At 74.2% G+C, this 20,442-nt stretch carries 17 protein-coding genes and 2 pseudogenes; 13 read left to right on the plus strand and 6 right to left on the minus strand.

Annotated features, from left to right (window positions below):
* Nucleotides 1-42: 42 nt before the first annotated feature.
* Both O7612_RS08895 and O7612_RS08900 read right to left on the minus strand, forming a co-directional pair.
* Nucleotides 43-285: a CPCC family cysteine-rich protein gene (locus O7612_RS08895; protein WP_084261072.1), complete on the minus strand. Its 243-nt coding sequence runs from the start codon at nucleotides 283-285 to the stop codon at nucleotides 43-45.
* Nucleotides 286-327: 42 nt separating this feature from the next.
* Nucleotides 328-1,122 (minus strand): SAM-dependent chlorinase/fluorinase, encoded by a 795-nt coding sequence (locus tag O7612_RS08900; protein ID WP_282272143.1) that lies wholly within the window; start codon nucleotides 1,120-1,122, stop codon nucleotides 328-330.
* A 100-nt stretch (nucleotides 1,123-1,222) separates the two neighbouring features.
* Between O7612_RS08900 and O7612_RS08905 the strand changes: the two genes are divergently transcribed.
* On the plus strand, nucleotides 1,223-1,768 hold the full coding sequence (locus O7612_RS08905; protein WP_282272144.1) for a hypothetical protein: 546 nt from the start codon (nucleotides 1,223-1,225) through the stop codon (nucleotides 1,766-1,768).
* A gap of 127 nt (nucleotides 1,769-1,895) precedes the next feature.
* Here the strand turns inward: O7612_RS08905 and O7612_RS08910 are convergent.
* Nucleotides 1,896-6,635, minus strand: a pseudogene (locus tag O7612_RS08910) (DEAD/DEAH box helicase); the annotation flags it as partial.
* A 225-nt stretch (nucleotides 6,636-6,860) separates the two neighbouring features.
* Between O7612_RS08910 and O7612_RS08915 the strand changes: the two are divergent.
* The 10 genes from O7612_RS08915 to O7612_RS08960 all read left to right on the plus strand — a co-directional run bounded on the left by O7612_RS08915 (nucleotide 6,861) and on the right by O7612_RS08960 (nucleotide 17,066).
* Nucleotides 6,861-7,238 (plus strand): hypothetical protein, encoded by a 378-nt coding sequence (locus tag O7612_RS08915; protein WP_282272147.1) that lies wholly within the window; start codon nucleotides 6,861-6,863, stop codon nucleotides 7,236-7,238.
* 106 nt (nucleotides 7,239-7,344) lie between these two features.
* The gene (locus tag O7612_RS08920; protein ID WP_282272148.1) at nucleotides 7,345-10,179 is read left to right on the plus strand and encodes a Na+/H+ antiporter subunit A; all 2,835 of its coding nucleotides are present in this window, start codon (nucleotides 7,345-7,347) and stop codon (nucleotides 10,177-10,179) included.
* Between the two features lie 26 nt (nucleotides 10,180-10,205).
* Nucleotides 10,206-10,658 carry a Na(+)/H(+) antiporter subunit C gene (locus O7612_RS08925; RefSeq protein ID WP_282272150.1) on the plus strand — a complete coding sequence of 151 codons (453 nt, stop codon included), beginning with the start codon at nucleotides 10,206-10,208 and terminating at the stop codon, nucleotides 10,656-10,658.
* Nucleotides 10,655-12,160 carry a Na+/H+ antiporter subunit D gene (locus O7612_RS08930; protein ID WP_282272152.1) on the plus strand — a complete coding sequence of 502 codons (1,506 nt, stop codon included), beginning with the start codon at nucleotides 10,655-10,657 and terminating at the stop codon, nucleotides 12,158-12,160. Before O7612_RS08925 ends, O7612_RS08930 begins: the two co-directional genes overlap by 4 nt.
* Nucleotides 12,157-12,720, plus strand: coding sequence for a Na+/H+ antiporter subunit E (locus O7612_RS08935; RefSeq protein WP_282272154.1), 564 nt, complete (start codon nucleotides 12,157-12,159; stop codon nucleotides 12,718-12,720). Before O7612_RS08930 ends, O7612_RS08935 begins: the two co-directional genes overlap by 4 nt.
* Nucleotides 12,717-12,980: a monovalent cation/H+ antiporter complex subunit F gene (locus O7612_RS08940; RefSeq protein WP_067302741.1), complete on the plus strand. Its 264-nt coding sequence runs from the start codon at nucleotides 12,717-12,719 to the stop codon at nucleotides 12,978-12,980. Before O7612_RS08935 ends, O7612_RS08940 begins: the two co-directional genes overlap by 4 nt.
* Nucleotides 12,977-13,330, plus strand: coding sequence for a monovalent cation/H(+) antiporter subunit G (gene mnhG / locus O7612_RS08945; protein ID WP_282272155.1), 354 nt, complete (start codon nucleotides 12,977-12,979; stop codon nucleotides 13,328-13,330). Before O7612_RS08940 ends, mnhG begins: the two co-directional genes overlap by 4 nt.
* Before the next feature lie 156 nt (nucleotides 13,331-13,486).
* A complete protein-coding gene (locus tag O7612_RS08950) occupies nucleotides 13,487-14,872 on the plus strand; it encodes a hemolysin family protein (RefSeq protein WP_282272156.1) in 1,386 nt (461 codons plus the stop codon).
* Nucleotides 14,869-15,933 carry a hemolysin family protein gene (locus tag O7612_RS08955; RefSeq protein WP_282272158.1) on the plus strand — a complete coding sequence of 355 codons (1,065 nt, stop codon included), beginning with the start codon at nucleotides 14,869-14,871 and terminating at the stop codon, nucleotides 15,931-15,933. The genes O7612_RS08950 and O7612_RS08955 overlap by 4 nt, the downstream gene beginning before the upstream one ends.
* Nucleotides 15,934-16,142: 209 nt before the next feature.
* Nucleotides 16,143-17,066 carry a sporulation protein gene (locus O7612_RS08960; protein ID WP_282272160.1) on the plus strand — a complete coding sequence of 308 codons (924 nt, stop codon included), beginning with the start codon at nucleotides 16,143-16,145 and terminating at the stop codon, nucleotides 17,064-17,066.
* A gap of 16 nt (nucleotides 17,067-17,082) precedes the next feature.
* On the opposite strand, the gene leuE is transcribed toward O7612_RS08960, so the two are convergent.
* Nucleotides 17,083-17,748 (minus strand): leucine efflux protein LeuE, encoded by a 666-nt coding sequence (gene leuE / locus O7612_RS08965; protein ID WP_282272162.1) that lies wholly within the window; start codon nucleotides 17,746-17,748, stop codon nucleotides 17,083-17,085.
* A gap of 137 nt (nucleotides 17,749-17,885) precedes the next feature.
* A pseudogene (locus tag O7612_RS08970) lies at nucleotides 17,886-18,515 on the minus strand (pyridoxamine 5'-phosphate oxidase family protein); the annotation flags it as partial.
* 38 nt (nucleotides 18,516-18,553) lie between these two features.
* On the opposite strand from O7612_RS08970, the gene O7612_RS08975 reads away from it, so the two are divergent.
* On the plus strand, nucleotides 18,554-19,894 hold the full coding sequence (locus O7612_RS08975; RefSeq protein WP_282272164.1) for an aminotransferase class I/II-fold pyridoxal phosphate-dependent enzyme: 1,341 nt from the start codon (nucleotides 18,554-18,556) through the stop codon (nucleotides 19,892-19,894).
* Here O7612_RS08975 and O7612_RS08980 read toward each other — a convergent pair.
* Nucleotides 19,884-20,102 carry a hypothetical protein gene (locus O7612_RS08980; protein ID WP_282272166.1) on the minus strand — a complete coding sequence of 73 codons (219 nt, stop codon included), beginning with the start codon at nucleotides 20,100-20,102 and terminating at the stop codon, nucleotides 19,884-19,886. The genes O7612_RS08975 and O7612_RS08980 overlap by 11 nt on opposite strands.
* 142 nt (nucleotides 20,103-20,244) lie before the next feature.
* Between O7612_RS08980 and O7612_RS08985 the strand changes: the two genes are divergently transcribed.
* Nucleotides 20,245-20,433, plus strand: coding sequence for a helix-turn-helix domain-containing protein (locus O7612_RS08985; RefSeq protein ID WP_067315306.1), 189 nt, complete (start codon nucleotides 20,245-20,247; stop codon nucleotides 20,431-20,433).
* Nucleotides 20,434-20,442: the final 9 nt, after the last annotated feature.

A 20,442-nucleotide genomic window follows, 5' to 3' on the forward strand; every position in this document is an offset into this window, starting at 1 on the left:
CCGACCCCGGGTACGTCCCGGCCGGTCGGGGGAGGGCCCGGCTCAGGGCCGCTCGTCCGGGCGGGGTGGGCGGACCATGTCCTGGTAGCGGGGGTGACTGGCACCGTACACGGCGAAGTTCAGCCGGGCGTGGGTGAGACTCAGCTCACCGTTCGCCCCGCCCCGCACCACGTCGGCATCGGCGTCGCCCTGGCCGTCATCGGTCCAGAAACAGACCGGACAGGTGCCCCCACCCGTCCGGGACGCACAACAGGGACAGCCCACCGGAACCCACACTTCACCCACCGCAGCAGCATTCCACACCGGACGCCCGGCAGGGAGCGCAGCTCACCCCCGGACCCGTCCCCGCACCGTGACGAGGGTGCCCGGGGCGACCCCGAGCAGGTCCACCGCCCGGCCGCCGTTACGGGCCACCGCCACCAGGCCGGCGGAGTCGACGAGCACGAGCAGCTCACCGGCGGGCACGTCGCCGAACGTCCGTCCCTTCACCGCCGGGTGGCCGGCGACCTCCACCGCGCCGGGCAGCGACGTCAGCAGGTCGGCCCCGGCGGCGAGCTGCACGTTGCCGAAGTGGTCCACGGTGAGCACCTCGGCGGTGAACCCGTCCGCCTCCCGACGTGACACCGGTGCGGGCAGGGTCACCAGGGTCGCCGGGTCGACCTGCGGTCCGGCGTCGGCCGGTCGCCCACCGAGGGCCAGCCGGGCGGCCACCGGAGCGAAGACGTCCCGGCCGTGGAAGGTGTCCGACACCTCGGCCGCCAGCCACCCCGGCGCGGTCAGCTCCACCGCCGAGGTGATCCCGCCGAGCGCCCGAGCCGCTTCCGGTAGCACCCCGTTGTCCGGCCCGACCAGCAGCCCGCCCGGCGTGACCAGCGCCACCGCCCGCCGTGCCGTGCCGACGCCCGGGTCCACCACCGCCACGTGCACCCCGTAGGGCAGGTGGGGCACGGCCTGGGCGAGCACCGCCGCACCCCGGCGGACGTCCCCCGGCGGCACCAGGTGGGTCACGTCGACCACCCGCGCCGCCGGGGCGATCCGGCCGATCACCCCGTGGCAGACGGCCACGAAGCCGTCGGTGAGCCCGTAGTCGGTGGTCAGCGAGATCCAGGGGGTGGTGGTCATGCCGGCAGGCTAGTGCGGTGGGCGCACTATCACTGACCGGACACCCCGATCGGCCGACCGGCCGGTGCCGCCCACGGACCGGGTTCGGCAGACTGCCGGGGTGACGAAACGCCTTCGTATCCTGTCCACGACCGCTGCCGTCCTCGTCGCGCTGGCCCTGGCCGGCTGCGGTGACGACCCCGCCGACGAGCGGGACGGCGGGGCGTGGGCCGACGGCCGGTCGAAAGCCCCGGCCACCAGCGAGGCCGCCCCGGCGGACGGTCCGGCGAAGGCCGCCAAGCCGGGCACCACCCCCCGGGAGAGCCCCTCCACCCCGCCGTTCGTGCGGCCGACCAAGGAGACCAGCGCGCCCGCCGCCCGCAAAGTGGTCGACGCGTTCAAGGCCGCCGGGCTGAAGGTGCCCGACCCGCGTGACCGGTCCAAGGACTGCGGACCCGACGGTACGGGGGTCGGCTGCGCCCAGCTCATGGTCACCGACGCGGTCTCCGTCTACGTCTTCCCCGACGAGGCGGCCGCCACCAACCAGACCGACCTGTGGGGGTCCAAGGCGTACCGGGCGGGCGCGGTGGTGCTCAACTACCTGGGCACCCGCACCAGTGCCGCCGAGCAGCAGCGCTACAACGACGTGCTGGCCAAGCTCGGCTGACCCGGCCGGCCCGCCATCGGCCGGTCGTCGCCGCACCGGGCGGCACCGGTGCGGGTGGCCGTCATCCCCGCGAGGAGGCCTGCCCGGTAGCCGGGTTGGCGCAGGCTCCGCCGGGTGGCCCGCCCGGTCAGCCGCGTAGGCGCAGGCCACGGGGGGTGGTCCGGAAACCGGCGGCGGTGAGCGCGTCGCTCAGCGGCGACGAGTGCACCGCCGCGCCGTCGGCCCGCTCCACCGACATCGCCCCCAACGCCCCGGAGTGCACGGCGTCGGCGAGCGCCTTGCCCGCGACGGCCAGCGTGTCGGCGTCGTCGGTGAACGAGAGGATCGTCCGTCCGCCCCGCTCGACGTAGAGCGCCAGGTCGCCACCGACCAGCACCACCACCGCCCCGGCCTTGCGCCCGGCCCGGTGCCCGCTGCCCGGTGCGGTGCCGTCACCGGAGTCGACGGCCCGCTCCGGCCAGGGCAGCGCCGCGCCGTACGGGTTGGCCGGGTCGGTGGCGGCGAGCACCGTGGTCGGCCCGTGACCCCGGCCCCGGTCGGTCGGCTCGGCGAGCGCCCGCAGCCGGTCCACCGCGCCGGGCACCGCGAACTGAGCCGCCCCCAGCCCCTCCACGAAGTAGCCCCGTCGGGCCGCGCCGCGCTCCTCCAGCGCGGCGAGCACCGGGTAGACGGCGGCGAACCCCCCGACCACCTGCTCGGCCAGCACCGCGCCCCGGGTCACCACCCCGTGCCGGTCGAGCAGCAGGTCGGCCAGGGCGGCGGCCCGCCGGGTCGGGTCGGTGTCCCGCTGCGGCAGCCGCGACCAGCGCCCGGCCACCGTAGGCGGGCCACCCCGGCTGGGCAGCGCCACCCGCCCCGGACGCCGGTAGCGGGTCCGTGGGGCGGCCGGGCGGGACCGGTGCGCGCCCCCGGCGCCGAGCGCCGCCCGCAGTGGGGCGAGGGTGTCGTTGGTGAGCTGCCCCGCCCAGACCAGATCCCAGATCACCGCGGTCAGGGCGGCGTCGTCGGTCGAGCCCACCCGGTCGGCCAGCGGGCGGAAGAACAGCGCCTGACCGTCGGCGAGCGCGTCCAGCACGGCGGCGTGCAGCGGGGTGCCGGCGAAGGCGTCGTCCGCCGGGGGGAGCAGCAGTGGCGCGACGTCCGCGTACGCCAGGGTGATCCAGCCGTCGCCGCCGGAGATCGCCCCCGAACCGCACCACACCACCTCACCCCCGGCGCACAGCTCGTCGAGCTGGGCGGGGGAGTAGTCGGCGACCCGGGCGGGCAGCACCAGCCGCTCCCACGCCGACGCCGGCACCGCCGTGCCCTGCAACTGCTCGACGGCGGCGGCGACCGCCTCGACCCCGCGCGCCGACGAGCCGATCTGCTGCCACCGGGGCAGGAAGCCGGCGAGCACCCGGGGCGGCACCGGTTCGATCTCCCGGCGCAGCGCGGCGAGCGACCGGCGGCGCAGCAGCCGCAGCACCTCGGCGTCGCACCACTGGGTGCCCACGCTGTCCGGGGTGAACTCGCCGGAGACCACCCGCCCGGTCGCGGCGAGCCGGCGCAGCGCCTGCTCCACCACGAACACCCCCAGCCCGAAGCGGGCGGCACAGCTCGCGGCGGCGAACGGCCCGTGGGTGCGGGCGTACCGGGCGACCAGGTCGCCGAGCGGGTCGGCCACCGGCGTCAGGTACGCCTCGGCCACCCCGACCGGCAGCGCCACCCCGAGCGCGTCGCGCAGCCGGGCGGCATCCTCGATGCCCACCCAGCGTTCCTCGCCGGCGATCCGGACCCGCAGCGCCCGGCGGGCCGCCGCCAGCTCCACCGGCCAGTCCACCGGTACGCCCCGCTCGGCCAGCTCCGCCTCGCTCAGGTCGCCGACCACCCGCAGCAGCTCGGCGACGTCCTCGGCGTCGCGGGGACGACGCTGGTCGGTGCGCCAGCGCACCTGCCGCTCGGTCTCGGCGAGCACCGCCGGGTCGAGCAGTTCGCGCAGGTCCACCCGGCCGAGCAGTTCGCCGAGCAGGGCCGAGTCGAGCGCCAGCGCGGCGGCCCGCCGCTCGGCCAGCGGGGCGTCCCCCTCGTAGAGGAACGCGCCGACGTAACCGAAGAGCAGCGACCGGGCGAACGGCGAGGGCCGCTCGCTCTCCACCTCGACCAGGCGGACCTTCCGGCTGGCCAGGTCGCGCATCAACCCGGCCAGGGCGGGCTGGTCGAAGACGTCCTGGAGGCATTCGCGGGCGGCCTCCAGGGTGACCGGGAAGTCGGCGTACTCGCGGGCCACGTCGAGCAGTTGGGCGGCGCGTTGACGTTGCTGCCAGAGCGGTTGCCTACGGCGCGGGTCACGGCGGGGCAGCAGCAGCGACCGGGCGGCGCACTCGCGGAACCGGGCGGCGAAGAGCGCGGAGGTGCCCACCGACTCCTCGACCAGCTGGGCGATCTCGTCGGGCTCGAAGACCACCACGTCGGCGCCGGGCGGCTCGTCGGCGGTGTCCGGCAACCGCACCACGATCCCGTCGTCGGCGGGCATCACCTGGGCGTCCACGCCGTAGCGTTCGGCCAGCCGGCGACCGATCGCCAACGCCCACGGCCCGTTGACCCGGGCCCCGAGCACGCTGTGCACGGCCAGCCGCCAGTCGCCCAGCTCGTCACGGAACCGCTCGACCAGCACCGTCCGGTCGTCGGGCAGCGAGCGGGTGGCGGCCTGCTGCTCCCGCAGGTACGCCATCAGGTTGCCGGCCGCCCAGTCGTCCAGGCCACCGGCGCGCAACGCGGTCAGGGCGGTGGCGTCGTCGAGGCGCAGCAACGCCCGGACCCGGGCGCCGATGGCCCGGCCCAACTCGACCGGACGGCCCGACTGGTCGCCCTTCCAGAACGGCATCCGGGCCGCCTGGCCGGGGGCGGGGGAGACCAGCACCCGGTCGGGGGTGATCTCCTCGATCCGCCAGGACGACGAGCCGAGCAGGAAGACGTCGCCGACCCGGGACTCGTAGACCATCTCCTCGTCCAGCTCGCCGACCCGGGCGGCGCGTTCCGCCCCGGCCAGGAAGACCCCGAACAGCCCCCGGTCGGGAATGGTGCCGCCGCTGGTGACGGCGAGGCGCTGGGCGCCCGGCCGGCCGGTCAGCACGTCGGTGGCCCGGTCCCAGACCACCCGGGGGCGCAGCTCGGCGAAGGCGGTCGACGGGTAACGGCCGGAGAGCATGTCGAGCACGGCGTGCAGGGCCGAGTCGGGCAGTTCGGCGAAGGGGGCGGCCCGGCGGACCAGCCCGGCCAGGTCGCCGACCGACCACGGTTCGAGGGCGACCATGGCGACGATCTGCTGGGCGAGCACGTCCAACGGGTTACGCGGGTAGTGCAGCTCCTCGATGGCACCGACGGCCATCCGTTCCGCGACCACCGTGCAGGAGAGCAGGTCGCCCCGGTGCTTGGGGAAGACCACCCCCCGGGACACCGCGCCCACCTGGTGCCCCGCCCGGCCGACCCGTTGCAACCCGGCCGCGACGCTCGGCGGGGCCTCGATCTGCACCACCAGGTCGACCGCGCCCATGTCGATGCCCAGTTCCAGGCTGGAGGTGGCCACCACGGCGGGCAGCCGGCCGGACTTGAGCGCCTCCTCGATCTGTTTGCGCTCCTCCCGGGAGACGCTGCCGTGGTGGGCGCGGGCGATCACCGGAGCGACACCGGAGGCCGTGCCGGACTGGGCCATCACCTCGGCCGGGGGGTGGGGGATCCGCTGCGGACCCACCGGTCCGCCCCACCGCTGCGCCCCGCCCGGCCCGGCACCCGGGCCGTTCGGTGGCCCGTCCCCGTTCGGTGGCCCGTTCCCGTTCGGTGGCCCGTCCCCGTTCGATGGGCCGTCCCCGTCGGGCGGCCTGTCTCCGTTCGGTGGCCCGTTCCCGGCGGGTGGCCCGTCTGCGGGCGGCGGCGCGGCGGCGGGCGGCGGCGCGGCGGCGGCCGGTTCCTCGGTGGCCACATCCTCGGCGGCGAGTTCGTTGAGCCGGGCGCAGAGCCGTTCGGCGCTGCGCCGGGAGTTGGTGAAGACGATGGTGGAGCGGTGCGCCCGGACCAGGGCGAAGACCCGCTCCTCCACGGCGGGCCAGATCGACGCCCGGCGCGGGCCGGGGCCGCCCAGGTCGTCCTGGGGCGGTTGCTCGGTCTCGTCGAGCCGGGTCATGTCCTCCACCGGGACCTCGACGCTGACCTCGATCGTCTTGGGGACGGCCGGCTGCACCACGTCGACCGGGTGGGCGCCGCCGAGGAACCGGGCGCAGGCGTCGATCGGCCGGACCGTCGCGGACAGGCCGATCCGCTGGGCGGGCCGCGCCAGCAGCCCGTCGAGGCGTTCCAGGGACAGCGCCAGGTGGGCGCCGCGCTTGGTGCCCGCGACGGCGTGCACCTCGTCGAGGATGACCGTCTCGACGCCGCGCAGCGAATCCCGGGCCGCGGAGGTGAGCAGCAGGAACAGCGACTCCGGGGTGGTGATGAGGATGTCCGGTGGGGTGCGGGCGAACGCCCGCCGCTCGTCGGCCGGCGTGTCGCCGGTGCGCATTCCGACGGTGATGTCCGCAGGGGTCGTCCCGAGCCGGGTGGCCGCCTGCCGGATACCGGCGAGCGGGGTGCGGAGATTGCGCTCGACGTCGACCGCGAGCGCCTTGAGCGGGCTGACGTAGAGCACCCGGCAGCGTCGCCGGGCGTCGGCCGGCGGTGGTGCGTCGGCCAGCCGGTCGAGCGACCAGAGGAACGCCGCGAGGGTCTTGCCCGAGCCGGTGGGTGCCACCACCAGGGCGTTACGGCCGGCGGCCACCGACTGCCAGGCACCGAGCTGGGCGGCGGTGGGCGCGGCGAAGGCGGCGGTGAACCAGGCCCGGGTGGCCGGGCCGAAGCCGGGCGGCACCGCCGCCGTGCCCGCCGTGCCCCGCTGCCCCGTCACGCGTCCATCCTGCCCCGACCGGCCGACATTCCACCGAAGCGTCGAGCGATCTGTCCGCATAAGGTAATTAAAGACTGATTGACTTTTTAGTACGTTAAGTCTTACTTAACTGCTTGCTTGTGCCCGGCGACATAAAGTAACTTCACTCGGAACGTAGCAACGGGCGAAAGGAATCGGATGTTCGTCGAGGAACGTGGCCCCACGCCCGGCACCGACGTGCTCATCCGCAAGGTCGAAAGCCACCTCGCCGCCCTGCGGACCAGTCTGCGCGGCCCCGAGCTGGAGCTGGCCGAGCGTCTCGCCGGCAGTCTGCGGGAGCTGGTCGTCTCCACCGCGCAGTCCAGCGCCGCCGACCGGGGCCAGGTGCGGGTCGCCGTGCACTATTTCGTGCTGCGCCGGGAGAGCCGCGGCAAGCTGCTGCCGGTGCGCTCGCTCGCGGTGGCCCAGCGGGTGGTCGACAAGGTCGCCCGCCAGCTCGGTCGCCCCGACCTGCTGGTCGAACCGGTCCGGGACCTGACTCCCGTGCTCGCCGGGGGCGACGTCCCGTCCGGCTGAGCGGACGATTTCCCGAAAACGCCCCATAGCGGGCGGAACTGGCGTGTGATCGGTGCTGGCCGGGACATCTCGCCCGGCGCGCGCCGCCAGTTCGACGGGAGGACGCGTGCTCGTACTGCTGCTCCTCCACCTGGTGGCGGCGCTGTCCGCGCCGCTGCTGGTCCGCCGGTGGGGGGCCCGCGCCTGCTACCCGCTCGCGCTGGTGCCCGCCGCCGCGTGCTGCTGGGCGCTGGCCCGCACCCCGGCCGTCCGCGACGGCGGCGCGGTCGTCGAGACGTACCGCTGGATCGGGCAGCTCGACCTGGACGTGGCGCTGCGGCTGACGACGCTGTCCTGGCTGATGACCCTGCTGGTCGGCGGGATCGGCGCGGGGGTCCTGGTCTACTGCGGCCGGTACTTCGCGGCCGACTCGGTGGGGCTGCCCCGGTTCGTCGCGGTGCTGGTCGCGTTCGCCGGGGCGATGCTCGGCCTGGTCCTCGCCGACGACCTGCTGCTGCTCTACGTCTTCTGGGAACTCACCACCGTCTTCTCCTACCTGCTCATCGGCCACAGCACCGAGCGACGCGCCAGCCGCTGGGCGGCGGCCCAGGCGCTGACCGTCACCACCATGGGCGGGCTGGCCATGCTGCTCGGCTTCCTGATCCTCGGCGGACACGCCGGCACCTACCGCTGGTCGGAGATCGCCGCCGCGCCGCTGCCCGGCGGCCCGACGCTGGTCGCCGTGGTGCTGCTGATCCTGACCGGCGCGCTCGCCAAGTCGGCGATCGTGCCGTTCAACGGCTGGCTGCCGGCGGCGATGGCCGCGCCCACCCCGGTCAGCGCCTACCTGCACGCGGCGGCGATGGTGAAGGCCGGCGTCTACCTGATCGGCCTGCTCGCCCCGACCCTCGCCGACGTCGGGCCGTGGCGTCCCGTGCTGCTCACCCTCGGCCTGGTCACCATGCTCGTCGGCGGCTGGGCGGCGCTGCGCCAGTGCGACCTGAAGCTGCTGCTGGCCTACGGCACCGTCAGCCAGCTCGGCCTGCTCACCGTGGTCATCGGCACGGGCAGCGCGGACGCCGCGCTCGCCGGGGTGGCGATGCTGCTCGCCCACGCCCTGTTCAAGGCGGCGCTGTTTCTCGTGATCGGCATCATCGACCACGAGGTCGGCACCCGCGACCTGCGGGAACTCTCCGGCCTCGGTCGTCGGGCACCGGTGCTGGCGGTGGTCGCCGTGCTCGCCGCCGCCTCGATGGCGGGCGTGCCGCCGCTGTTCGGCTTCGTCGCCAAGGAGGCGGTCTTCGCCGCCACCGCCGACCGGCCGGTGGTGCTCGCCGGCCTGGTCCTGGGCACGGTGCTCACCGTCGCCTACAGCATCCGGTTCCTCTGGGGCGCCTTCGCCACCCGGCCCGACGTGCCCGTCACCGCGCCGGACCCGGTCCCTGTGCCCATGCTCGCCCCGCCGGCCCTGCTCGCCCTGGCCGGGCTGGTCGCCGGTCCGGCCGCCGCCGGACTGGACGGCCTGCTCGCCCCGTACGCGGCACTCTTCGGCCCACCCGACGACGAACTCGCCCTCTGGCACGGGTTCACCCCGGCCCTCGGCCTGTCCGCGCTGGCGTTGGCCGGCGGGTTCCTGCTGCACGCGGTACGCGGCCCGCTCGCCCCGACGCTGGCCCGGTGGCGGCTGCCGTTCACCGGCGACCGGGGATACGAGTGGGCCACCCACCGGTTCGACCGGCTGGCCATCGAGGTCACCGGTGCCACGCAGCGGGGTTCGCTGCCGCTCTATCTCGGCACCGTCCTGCTGGCCCTGGTGCTGGTGCCGGGGACCGCGCTGGTCAGCACGAGCCCGTGGCGGACCCGGATCGCGGTCTGGGACAGCCCGCTGCAACTGGTGGTCGGCGTGATCGTCGGGGTCGCGGCGGTCTTCGCGGTCAACGCCCGGCGGCGACTGACCGCGATGCTCCTGGTCGGGGTGACCGGTTACGGCACCGCGATGCTGTTCGTGCTGTACGGCGCACCCGACCTGGCGCTGACCCAGTTCCTGGTGGAGACCGCCACCATCGCCGTCTTCGTCCTGGTGCTGCGGCGACTGCCGGAGCGGTTCTCCGCCCGGCCGCTGCGCCGGAGCCGGTGGGCCCGCCGGCTGCTCGGCTCCGCGGTGGGGGTGGTGCTGGCCGGGCTGGCGCTGATCGCCTCAGACGCCCGCACCGCCGTGTCCGTCTCCACCGACTTCCCGGCCCTGTCCGTCGCGCAGGGGTACGGCCGCAACGTGGTCAACGTGACCCTGGTGGACATCCGCGCCTGGGACACCATGGGGGAGGTCGCCGTGCTGGTGGTGGCGGCCACCGGGGTGGCCAGCCTGATCTTCGAGCGGTCCCGTACCGGGCCGCGACCGCGCCGGGTCGAACCCTCCTCGCCCCGCCGCGACGACCGGCCGGTCTGGTTGCGCGGTGGGGCGACGCTGCACGAGCGGCGGCGCTCCATCGTCTTCGAGGTGGTGACCCGGCTGCTGTTCCACACCGTCGTGCTCTTCTCCCTGTTCCTGCTCTTCTCCGGCCACAACGCGCCCGGCGGCGGCTTCGCCGGTGGCCTGGTGGCGAGTCTGGCGCTGGCCGTGCGCTACCTGGCCGGGGGCCGGTACGAGCTGGCCGAGGCGGCCCCGGTCGGGGCGGGCACGGTGCTCGGCGCGGGCCTGGCGATCTGTGTCGGCGGCGGGGTGCTCAGCCTGCTGGCCACCGGGACGGTGCTGGAGAGCGTCAAGGTCGACCTGCCGTTGCCCGGCCTCGGCGGGCCGTACCTGGTGACGTCGCTCTTCTTCGACGTCGGGGTCTATCTGATCGTGGTGGGACTGATGTTGGACATCCTGCGCAGCCTCGGGGCGGAGATCGACCGGCACGCCGAGGCGGCCGGCAAGGCCGACCGGGGGCTCGTCGTCGACCACGAGGGGGACCGGCGGTGAGGGACAGCGGCGTAGGACCCACGCTGGTGCTGGTGATCGCCGTGGGGGTGCTCACCGCCACCGGGGTGACCCTGCTGCTGGAGCGCAGCCTCACCCGGATCCTGCTCGGCGTGATCCTGGCCGGCAACGGGGTGAACCTGCTCATCCTGGTGGGTGGCCGGGCGGGTGGGGCGCCGGTGGTCGGCACCGGCCCGGACGGGGAGATGAGTGATGCGCTGCCCCAGGCGATGGTGCTCACCGCCATCGTGATCACCTTCGGGCTGACCGCGTTCCTCGCCGCCGTGGCGTACCGGAGCTGGTATCTCAGCGGCAACGACGAGGTCCAGGACGACGTGGAGGACCAGCAGATCGTCGCCCTCGCGGCCCGTAACGAGGTGGCCAACGCCGACCTGGGCGGCGAGGGACCGGGTGACGACCCGGAACAGGTGTCCCCGGAGCCGGCCCGGCGGCCCCCGCACCGGTCGGACGGTGCCCGGTGAGCCGGCTCGTCCCGCTGCCGGTGGTGGTGCCGCTGCTCGGCGCGGCGCTCACCCTGATCCTGGTCGACCGGCCCCGGGTGCAACGCACCGTCAGCGTGGTCGCGCTCGGCACCAACCTGGTCGTCGCGGCGTTGCTGCTGGTCCGCGCGCACCGGGAGGGGCCGGTGGTGGCCGAGGCGGGAGGGTGGCCCGCGCCGGTGGGCATCGTGCTGGTGGCCGACCAGCTCGCCGCGCTGATGCTGGTGGTCTCCTCGGCGGTGACCCTCTGCGTGCTGCTCTACTCGATCGGCCAGGGCCGGGCGGAGACCAGCGAGTCCGCCCCGGTGAGCATCTTCCACCCCACCTACCTGGTGCTGACCGCCGGGATCTGCAACGCGTTCCTCGCCGGTGACCTGTTCAACCTCTTCGTCGGGTTCGAGATCCTGCTCGCGGCGAGCTTCGTGCTGATCACCCTGGGCGGCACCGAGGCCCGGATCCGCACCGGCTCCACGTACGTGGTGGTGAGCATCCTCTCCTCGATGATCTTCCTGGCCGCGGTGGGACTCGTGTACGCGGCCACCGGCACCCTCAACATGGCGCAGCTCGCCGGCCGGCTCGACGCGCTGCCCGACGGCGTACGGCTGGCGTTGCAGTTGATGCTGCTGCTCGCCTTCGGCATCAAGGCGGCGCTGTTCCCGCTCTCCGCCTGGCTGCCGGACAGCTACCCGACCGCTCCGGCACCGGTCACCGCCGTCTTCGCCGGCCTGCTCACCAAGGTCGGCGTCTACGCGATCATCCGGACCGAGACGCTGCTCTTCCCCGGCGCCGAGGTGGGCAACCTGCTGATGGTCGGCGCCGGACTGACCATGATGGTCGGGGTGCTGGGCGCGGTGGCCCAGTCGGACCTGAAGCGGATGTTGTCGTTCACCCTGGTCAGCCACATCGGCTACATGATCTTCGGGGTGGCGCTGAGCACCACCGCCGCGCTCTCCGGGGCGATCTTCTACGTGGTGCACCACATCACCGTCCAGACCACCCTGTTCCTGGTCGCCGGGCTGGTCGAGGAGCGGGCCGGCAGCACCGACCTGCGCCGGCTCGGTGGGCTGGCCCGGGTCGCCCCGCTGCTGGCGGTGCTCTTCTTCGTCCCCGCGATGAACCTGGCCGGCATCCCGCCGTTCTCCGGCTTCCTCGGCAAGGTCGGCCTGCTCCAGGCCGGGGTGGCGCACGGCGGGCCGCTGCCCTGGGCGGTGGTCGTCGCCGGCACGGTGACCAGCCTGCTCACCCTCTACGCCGCCTCCCGGGTGTGGAACATCGCGTTCTGGCGGGCGCCCCGACTGGCCACCGCCGACCCGGTGGAGCGGCTGCCCCGGCTGATGGTCGGCGCGACCACCGCCCTGGTGGTGCTGGGGCTGGTCCTCACCGTCGCCGCCGGCCCGCTGTTCCAGGTCACCGCCGACGCCGCCGTCGACCTGCGGCTGCGCACCCCGTACGTGCGGGCCGTCCTGCCCGGTGGGCCACCGTGACCGGCTCGTCGCCGCCGCGCACCGGACGCCGCCGCGACCAGGTCATCGCCCTCGGCTGGCTGGTCGTGGTCTGGAACCTGCTGTGGGGGCAGTTCTCCCCGGCCAACCTCCTCACCGGCCTGCTCGTCGGCGGGGCGGTGCTGCTGTTCTTCCCCCTCCCGCCGGTCTCCTTCGGCGGCCGGCTGCGCCCCCGGGCGCTGCTGACCCTGGCCGGTGTCTTCGTCGTCGAACTGGTCAGCGCCAGCATCCACGTCGCCACCATCGCCGTGCGTCCGGGCTTCCGCCCGCGCGGGGCGATCATCGGGGTGACGCTGCGGGTCCGCACCGACCTCAACCTGGCGCTCACCGCCGAACTGCTCTCCCTGGTGCCGGGCACCCTGATCGTCGAGGTGGACCGGGACGCGGGGGTGCTCTACGTCCACGTGCTCGACGTGCGGTCCCCGGCCGACCTGACCGGCAGCCGGGACCGGATCCTCGCCGTCGAGGAACGGATCGTCCGGGCCGTCGGCTCCGACGCCGAACTACGCAAGCTCAGCACCGCACCCACGGAGGCACCGTGACCGTCGTCCTCGCCGTCGTCCTGACCGTCCTGCTGTCGGTCACCGCCCTGCTGGCCCTGGCCCGGATCTACCGGGGTCCGTCGTTGCTGGACCGGGTCATCGCCGCCGACCTGCTGCTCGCCACCATGCTCGGCGCGGTCGGCGCGGAGGCGGCGGTCAACCGGCACGCCACCACCCTGCCGGTGCTGGTGGTGCTCTCCCTGCTCGGTTTCGTCGGGTCGGTGGCCCTGGTCCGCTTCGCCGCCCGGGAGGAGTCGTGAGCGTGGGTACGGTGCTCGACGGGCTGGCCGCCGTCGCCCTGGTCTGCGGGGCACTGCTCAGCCTCGCCGCCGGGATCGGCGTGCTGCGCTTCCCGGACGTGCTGGACCGGATGCACGCGGCCACGAAACCCCAGGTGCTGGGCGTACTGCTGTTGCTGGTCGGGCTGGCGCTGCGGCTGCGTACCGCCGCCGATCTCGGCATGATCGTCCTGGTCGGGGTCTTCCAGCTGGCCACCGCGCCGGTGGCCGCCCAGATGATCGGCCGGGCCGCCTACCGGTCGGGTCGGGTCGACCGCAGCCTGCTCGACGTCGACGAGCTGGCCGACCCCGGACCCCGGGGACGACGATGACGAGCGGGCACATTAGGCCCACCCTCAGCGGGCTCGCAGGCAGCGCGGATATCATTGCCGAATGATCGACTCCTCTGCCCAGGAGGGCAGCAGTAGCCAGCCGGGTCGTGCCCGGCAATCCCCCGCCCCGACGTCCACGGGAGCCCTGAGCGACCCGTGTTGATCGTCGTCGGCCTCGCACTCATCATCGTCCTCACCGCCGCCACCGGCTACTTCGTGGCCCAGGAGTTCGGCTACGTCGCCGTCGACCGGGGCAAGCTCAAGCAGCTCGCCGACGACGGAGACGCCAAGGCGGCCCGCGCCCTGGAGGTCACCGGCCGGCTGTCGTTCATGCTCTCCGGAGCGCAGCTCGGCATCACGGTGACCGCCCTGCTGGTCGGCTACGCCGCCGAGCCGTACCTGGGAGCCGGCCTGGCCGAGCTGCTCGGTGGGGCCGGCGTCGGCACCGGGGTCAGCCTGCCGTTGTCGGTGGCGCTGGCCCTGGTCATCGCCACCGTCGTACAGATGGTCCTCGGCGAGCTGGCCCCGAAGAACCTGGCCATCGCCCGGCCCGAGGCGCTGGCCCGGGCGCTGAGCCGGTCCACCCTGATCTACCTGAAGATCGCCGGGCCGCTGATCACACTCTTCGACCGGGCCGCCGTCCGGCTGCTGCGCCGGGTCGGCATCGAGCCGATCGAGGAGCTGCCCAGCGGCGCCACCCCCGCCGACCTGGAGCAGATCATCGCCGAGTCCCGGGAGGAGGGGCACCTCGACGCCGAGATGTCCGACCTGCTCGACCGGGGCCTCGACTTCCGGGAGCTGACCGCCGGGGAGGCCATGGTCCCCCGGGTCGACGTGGACACCGTCCGGTCGCACGAGCCGGTCAGCCGGGTGGTCGAGCTGCTCGACACCGGCCACTCCCGTTTCCCGGTACGCGGTGCCGACGGCGTCGACGACCTGGTCGGCGTGATCGGCATCGCCGACGTGCTCGGCGTCCCCCCGGCGGAGCGGGCCACCACCCCGGTCAGCACGGTGGCCGTACCGCCGCTGCTGGTGCCCGAGACGTTGCCGCTGCCCACGGTGCTGGACCGGCTGCGGTCCGGGCACCGGCAGCTCGCCTGCGTGGTCGACGAGTACGGCGGCTTCGCCGGTGTGATCACGCTGGAGGACATCGCCGAGGAACTGGTCGGGCCGATCCGCGACGAGGACGACCCACCCGAGCGTGCCCCGGCCCGCCAGGACGACGGCTCCTGGGTGGTGCCGGCCCGCTGGCGGATCGACGAGGTGGCCGACAGCACCGGTATCTCGCTGCCCGAGGCCCCCGAGTACGACACCCTCTCCGGGCTGGTCATGCGGGAGCTGGGCCGGGTGCCCGAGGTGGGGGACCGGCTGGAGATCGTCCTGCCGGCCGACGGCGAGGAACCGGTGGAGCGGCCGAAGGCCCTGGTCGAGGTGCTCGCGGTGGACCGGCACGTGGCCGACTCCGTCCGCCTCACCATGGCCGGTGACCGGAACGCGGCCGTGGACCTGAGCGCCACCCGCAGCGGGGAGGAACGGTCGTGAGCCCGGTGGTCGCACTGGTGGTGTCGGTGCTGCTGCTCGCCTTCAACGGCTTCTTCGTGGCCGCCGAGTTCGCCCTGGTGGCGGCGAAGCGCTACCGGTTGGAACAGACCGCCGCCGGCGGCAGCCGGGCCGCCCGCGCCGCGCTGGACGGGGTACGCGAGCTGTCCCTGATGCTGGCCGGGGCGCAGCTCGGCATCACCCTGTGCACCCTGGGGCTGGGCGCGCTGGCCGAACCGGCGATCGAGCACCTGATCAGCCCGCTGCTGCACGCGGTCGGACTGCCGGCCGCGGCCAGTCACGTCGTCGCCCTGGTCTTCGCGCTGGGGCTGGTGACGTTCCTGCACCTGGTGGTCGGCGAGATGGCCCCGAAGTCGTGGGCGATCACCGACGCCGAGCGCTCGGCGACGCTGCTGGCGTTGCCGTTCCGGGCCTTCGCCCGGGTCGCCCGCCCGGTGCTGTCCCTGCTCAACGCCCTGGCCAACGCGATGCTGCGGCTGGTCGGGGTGCAGCAACAGGACCAGCTCGCCCAGGTCCACGGCCCGGACGAGCTGCGCATCCTGCTGGAGCAGTCTCGCGAGCACGGCCTGCTCGGTGCCGAGCAGCACCAGATGCTGACCAGCATGCTGGAGTTGCAGGAGACCACCGTCGCCCAGGTGATGGAGCCCTTCGACCGGATCATCACGGTCCACCGGGACGACACCGCCGAGCGGATCGAACAGGTCAGCCGGGACAGCGGCCGGTCCCGGCTCGCCGTCCTGGACGGCGGCGGCGAGGTGTGCGGGCTGGTGCACGTCCGGGAGGCGGTCCGGGCGGTGACCACCGGCCGGACGGCCACCGCCGCCGAGCTGATGACCCGGTCGTTCACCCTGCCGGCCACCTCCTCGGTCACCGAGGCGGTCGCCGCCATGCGGGCCGACCAGGCCCAGTTGGCGTTGGTCCGCAACGGTGGCGGCCCGACCCGGCCGATCGGTTTCGTGGCGCTGGAGGACCTGCTCGAAGAGGTCATCGGGGAGTTCGACGACGAGACCGACCCGATTCCCCGGGGCCGCCGCCTGCGTTGACGACGACCCGTCTGACCGTGCCGGCCCGCTCCGGCGCATCCCGCCCCACCCCGCTCCCCGCCCGGAGCGGGGTGGGGTGCTTCGTGAGGGTGTCCGGGGGAGTGCCGGGCCGGACACCGGGAATCCCGCTGTCCGTCGCCCGGTCCGCTCGGGCGGGGTGGCGGTCACCGGCCCGTCCGGGCCGGTGACCGGCGGGGGAAGGAGCGGCGATGCGGTTGACCGGGGTGTCCCGGGAGTCCGGTGCGACCGGACTGGCGGTGAGCACCACGCTGACCAATCCGAGTACCCGGCCGGGCCTGCGGCTGCCGGGGCGGGTGATGCTCAGCGCCGGATCGTGGGACGTGCCGATCCGGCACGTGCGCCTCGGTCTGGTCGCCACCGCCGAACCGGAGGACCCCCGCGCGCCCCGCCGGCTCGTGCAGTACCACCAGGTGCCGGTGGGGGGCCGGTTCGTCGTACCGGCCGGGCGACGGCGGGCCATCGACTTCGCGGTGCCGCTGCCGTGGGAGACCCCGGTGACGATCTTCGGCGGGGTGCCGTTGATGAGCCTGCGCACCGCGCTGCGTACCGAGGTGTCGGTGGACCCGGAGCTGGAGCAGGGTGCGCTGGTGCCGGTCTTCGTGCATCCGATCCCCACCCAGCAGGAGGTGTTGGCGGCGCTGGGCACCCTCGGGTTCGTGATGCGGCAGGCGGGTCTGGTGTCCAGCCGGCTGCCGGGGGTCGCGCAGAGCCTGCCGGTGCACCAACGTCTCGGCTACTGGGTCGGCCCGCTGTACGCCGGCCCGATCACCGAACTGGAGCTGATCTTCGTGACCAGTTCCGCCGGCCTGGAGGTGCTGCTCTGGCTGGACCGGCGTCTCTCGTTGACCGGGATCAGCCACCAGAGCATCAGCCGGTTCCGGATCTGGCACGCCGACGACGGGCAACGGGACTGGGTCTCCGTCGTCGACGGCTGGTTGCGTGCGGCGATCGACCGGCACGCGGCGGCGGCCTCGGACGCGCACTGGTCGGCCCGGATAACCGAGTCGGCCCATGTCAGCCGCCCGCCCGACCGACCGGTCCGGCCCGGCTACGGGCTGGGCGGCACCGGTGGCGGCGGTGGGGTCGGCGGCGGTGGTGGCGACGGCACCTGACCGGCGGGGCGGCCGGTCAGACCGAGGCGGTGGCGAGCTTGACGCCGAAGCCCAGGAAGAGCACCGCGACACCGGTGGTGGCTCCTGCGGCGAGCCGCTGCCGCTGCCGGAACTGGGCGGCCAGGAAGGTGCCCGCGAAGATCAACGCGGTCAGGTAGAGCACGCTGGTCACCTGGGCGATCAATCCGAGCAGCAGGAACGACAGCGCCGGCCAGGCGTAGCCCGGGTCGACGAACTGGATGAAGAACGAGATGAAGAAGAGGATCGCCTTCGGGTTGAGCAGGCTGATCACCAGTGCCTTGCGGAACGGGCTGCGCAGCGCCGCCGGTTCGGCGGCGTCGATCAGCCGGGGTGCCGCCGGATCGTGCCGGTCGCGCCAGCGCCGCCAGGCCGCCCGCAGCATGGTCAACCCGACGTAGCCAAGGTAGGCCGCGCCCGCGTACCTGATCACGAGGAAGAGCGGCGGGTACGCCCTGAGCAGCGAGGCCACCCCGGCGGCGGAGAGGATCATCAGCACCGAGTCGCCGAGGAACACCCCGCCGGCCGCCCGGTAGCCGACCGCGACACCCCGTTTGGCGGCGGTGGAGAGCACGAAGAGGGAGTTGGGGCCCGGTAGCAGCACGATCGCCACGGTGCCCAACAGGTAGGTCCAGATGTCGGTGATGCCCAGCACGCCCGTCATACTCGCCCCGGCGGTGCCGGAAAGTGAAACCCTTTCCGCAGCCTGGGCTGTGTGTTCGGCCACTCTGCGGCGGTCGTCGCGGGCGACAGGGTGCCTGGCCGTGCGCCTCCCCCGACTCAGGCCCCCCGGGCGGTGGCGGGCAGGTAGGAGGGGGTCGGTGCGACCACCCCGTCGGCCGGCTCGGGTGCCCCGGCGGCCAGCCGCAGCGGCACCACCCCGGCCCAGTGCGGCAGGTCGAGGTCGGCCGGCTCGTCGCCGACCCCGCCGGTGCGGGACCGCACCGACACCTCGCGCAGGGGCAGGGCCAGGACGGCCGTCTCGGCCAGCTCCCGCCGCGACGGCGGGCGGCTGTCGGCGGCCCGCCCGGCCCCGACCTTCTCCACCAGCGCGGTGAGTGCCGCGCGCTTGTCGTCGTCGCCGGTGACCAGGTGGGCGGTACCGTGCACGACCACGGAGCGGTAGTTGGCGCTGTGGTGGAACTGCGACCGGGCGTAGACCAGCCCGTCGAGCAGGGTCACCGACACGCAGACCGGCAGGCCGGCGTCACCCCGGGCGGCCAGCAACGGCCGGCTGCCGGTGGACCCGTGCAGGTAGAGCACGTCGTCGACGCGGACGTGCAGGGTCGGCAGCAGGCGGGGCTCACCGTCGACCACGAATCCCAGCACGCAGTGGTACGCCTCGTCGAGCACGGCGTGGGCGGCGTCCCGGTCGTAGCTCATCCGGTCCCGGCTGCGGTTGGCGGTGGTGCGCGCGGTCGGTGCGTACATGTGACATCCTGTCTTTGTTCTAGTACGATCCCGAAACTGTGCCAGCACATTATCAGATCCTCGGGTCGACGTCCGCCGCGATTTCGGCGAGCGTCGAAACCGGCATCCGTACCGGTGCGCTCGCCGCCGGTGACGCGTTGCCGCCGGTCCGCTCGCTCGCCGCCGCGCTGGCGGTCAGCCCGGCCACCGTCGCCCGTGCCTACCAGGAACTGCGGCAACGGGGTCTGGTCGCCACCGCCGGCCGGCACGGCACCCGGGTGCGGCCCCGGCCACCGGTGGCCACCCGCCGGGCCGCCCGGCCCCCGGCACCCGCCCCCGGCACCCGTGACCTGTCCCAGGGCCAGCCCGACCTGCGGCTGCTGCCACCCCTCGGTCCGCACCTGGCGGCGCTCGCCACCGGGATCGGCCCACCCGCCGGCTACGCCTCGACCGGCGTGCACCCCGCGCTGGCCGAGGCCGCCCGCTCCCGGCTCACCGCCGACGGGGTGCCCGCCGACGAGCTGACCGTCACCGGGGGAGCGCTCGACGGCATCGAGCGGCTGCTCGCCGGCCACCTGCGCCCCGGCGACGCGGTCGGGGTGGAGGATCCGGGCTGGGCCAACCTGCTCGACCTGGTCGCCGCGCTCGGCCTGCGGCCGGTCGGCGTGCCGGTCGACGACGACGGGCCGACCGTCGCCGGGGTCCGGGACGCGCTGGCCCTGGGGGTGCGGGCGCTGGTGGTCACCAGCCGGGCACAGAACCCGACCGGTGCCGCCGTCTCCGCCGCGCGGGCCGGGGCGCTACGGGCACTGCTCGCCGGCCGCTCCGACCTGCTGCTGATCGAGGACGACCACGCCGCCGAGCTGTCCCGGCTGCCCCTGCACGCGCTGGCCGGGGCCACCCCGACCTGGGCCTTCGTCCGCTCGGTGAGCAAGCCCTTCGGTCCCGACCTGCGACTGGCGGTGCTGGCCGGTGACGAGGTGACGGTCTCCCGGGTGGCCGGGCGGGCCAGGGTGGGCGCCGGCTGGGTCTCCACCGTCCTGCAACGACTCGTCCTGACGCTCTGGTCCGATCCGGCCACCACGGCGCTGGTCCACCGGGCCGCCGAGGCGTACGACCACCGCCGGTCCGGCCTGCTCGCCGCGCTCGCCGAACGTGGCCTGACGGGGCACGGCCGCAGCGGCATCAACGTCTGGCTGCCGGTGCCCGACGAGACCGCCACGGTCACCGCCCTGCGTGACACCGGCTGGTCGGTCGCCCCCGGCGGCCTCTACCGGATCGGCGCCCCGCCCGCCGTGCGGATCACGGTCAGCACGCTCGACGACACCGACCTGGTTCCGCTGGCCGACGCGATGGCGGCGGCGGTCCGCCCCGCCGACCCGTTCGGCTTCACCGCCTGACCCGCCCCGTCGACCTCCTCCCGCCGGCCTGCGGCGGGACGGCGGGAGGAGGCGCGGTCAGCCCCGCCCGCTGCACGAAGATCCGCCGCCGGGAGACGGCCTCCCCGGCGGCGTTCACCTGGTAACCCTCCAGCCAGACCCAGCCGTCGTAGGTGGGCCAGTCGAGCACCCGGATCACCCGGAACCGGCCGATGGAACCACTTCCCACGAGACATGCGCTGGTACTCCTGACGTCGGAGGTTTACGTGACGTAAAGGGTACATTGAGAAAGCGTGTGCAGTACAGCATGTACGCTTCCGGAAGCGTACTCTATCTCTGCCCGTAGCGTTCGTCACGTGGGGCTGGCGTTGATGGGGGCGGCGGAGATCCAGGAACGTCTGGGTATCTCCCGCCAGCGCGCGTACATCTTGATCAACCGGCGGGACTTCCCGGCCCCGACTGCCACTCTCAAAATGGGCAACGTCTGGTTGAAGTCCGATGTAGAGGCCTGGATCGCCGAAAAGCGCCCTCATCTGATCGAAGCCGACGAGGAGCCATAGCCGGGCGAC

This window comes from Micromonospora sp. WMMD987 (genome assembly GCF_029581435.1).
GTDB lineage: Bacteria > Actinomycetota > Actinomycetes > Mycobacteriales > Micromonosporaceae > Micromonospora > Micromonospora rifamycinica.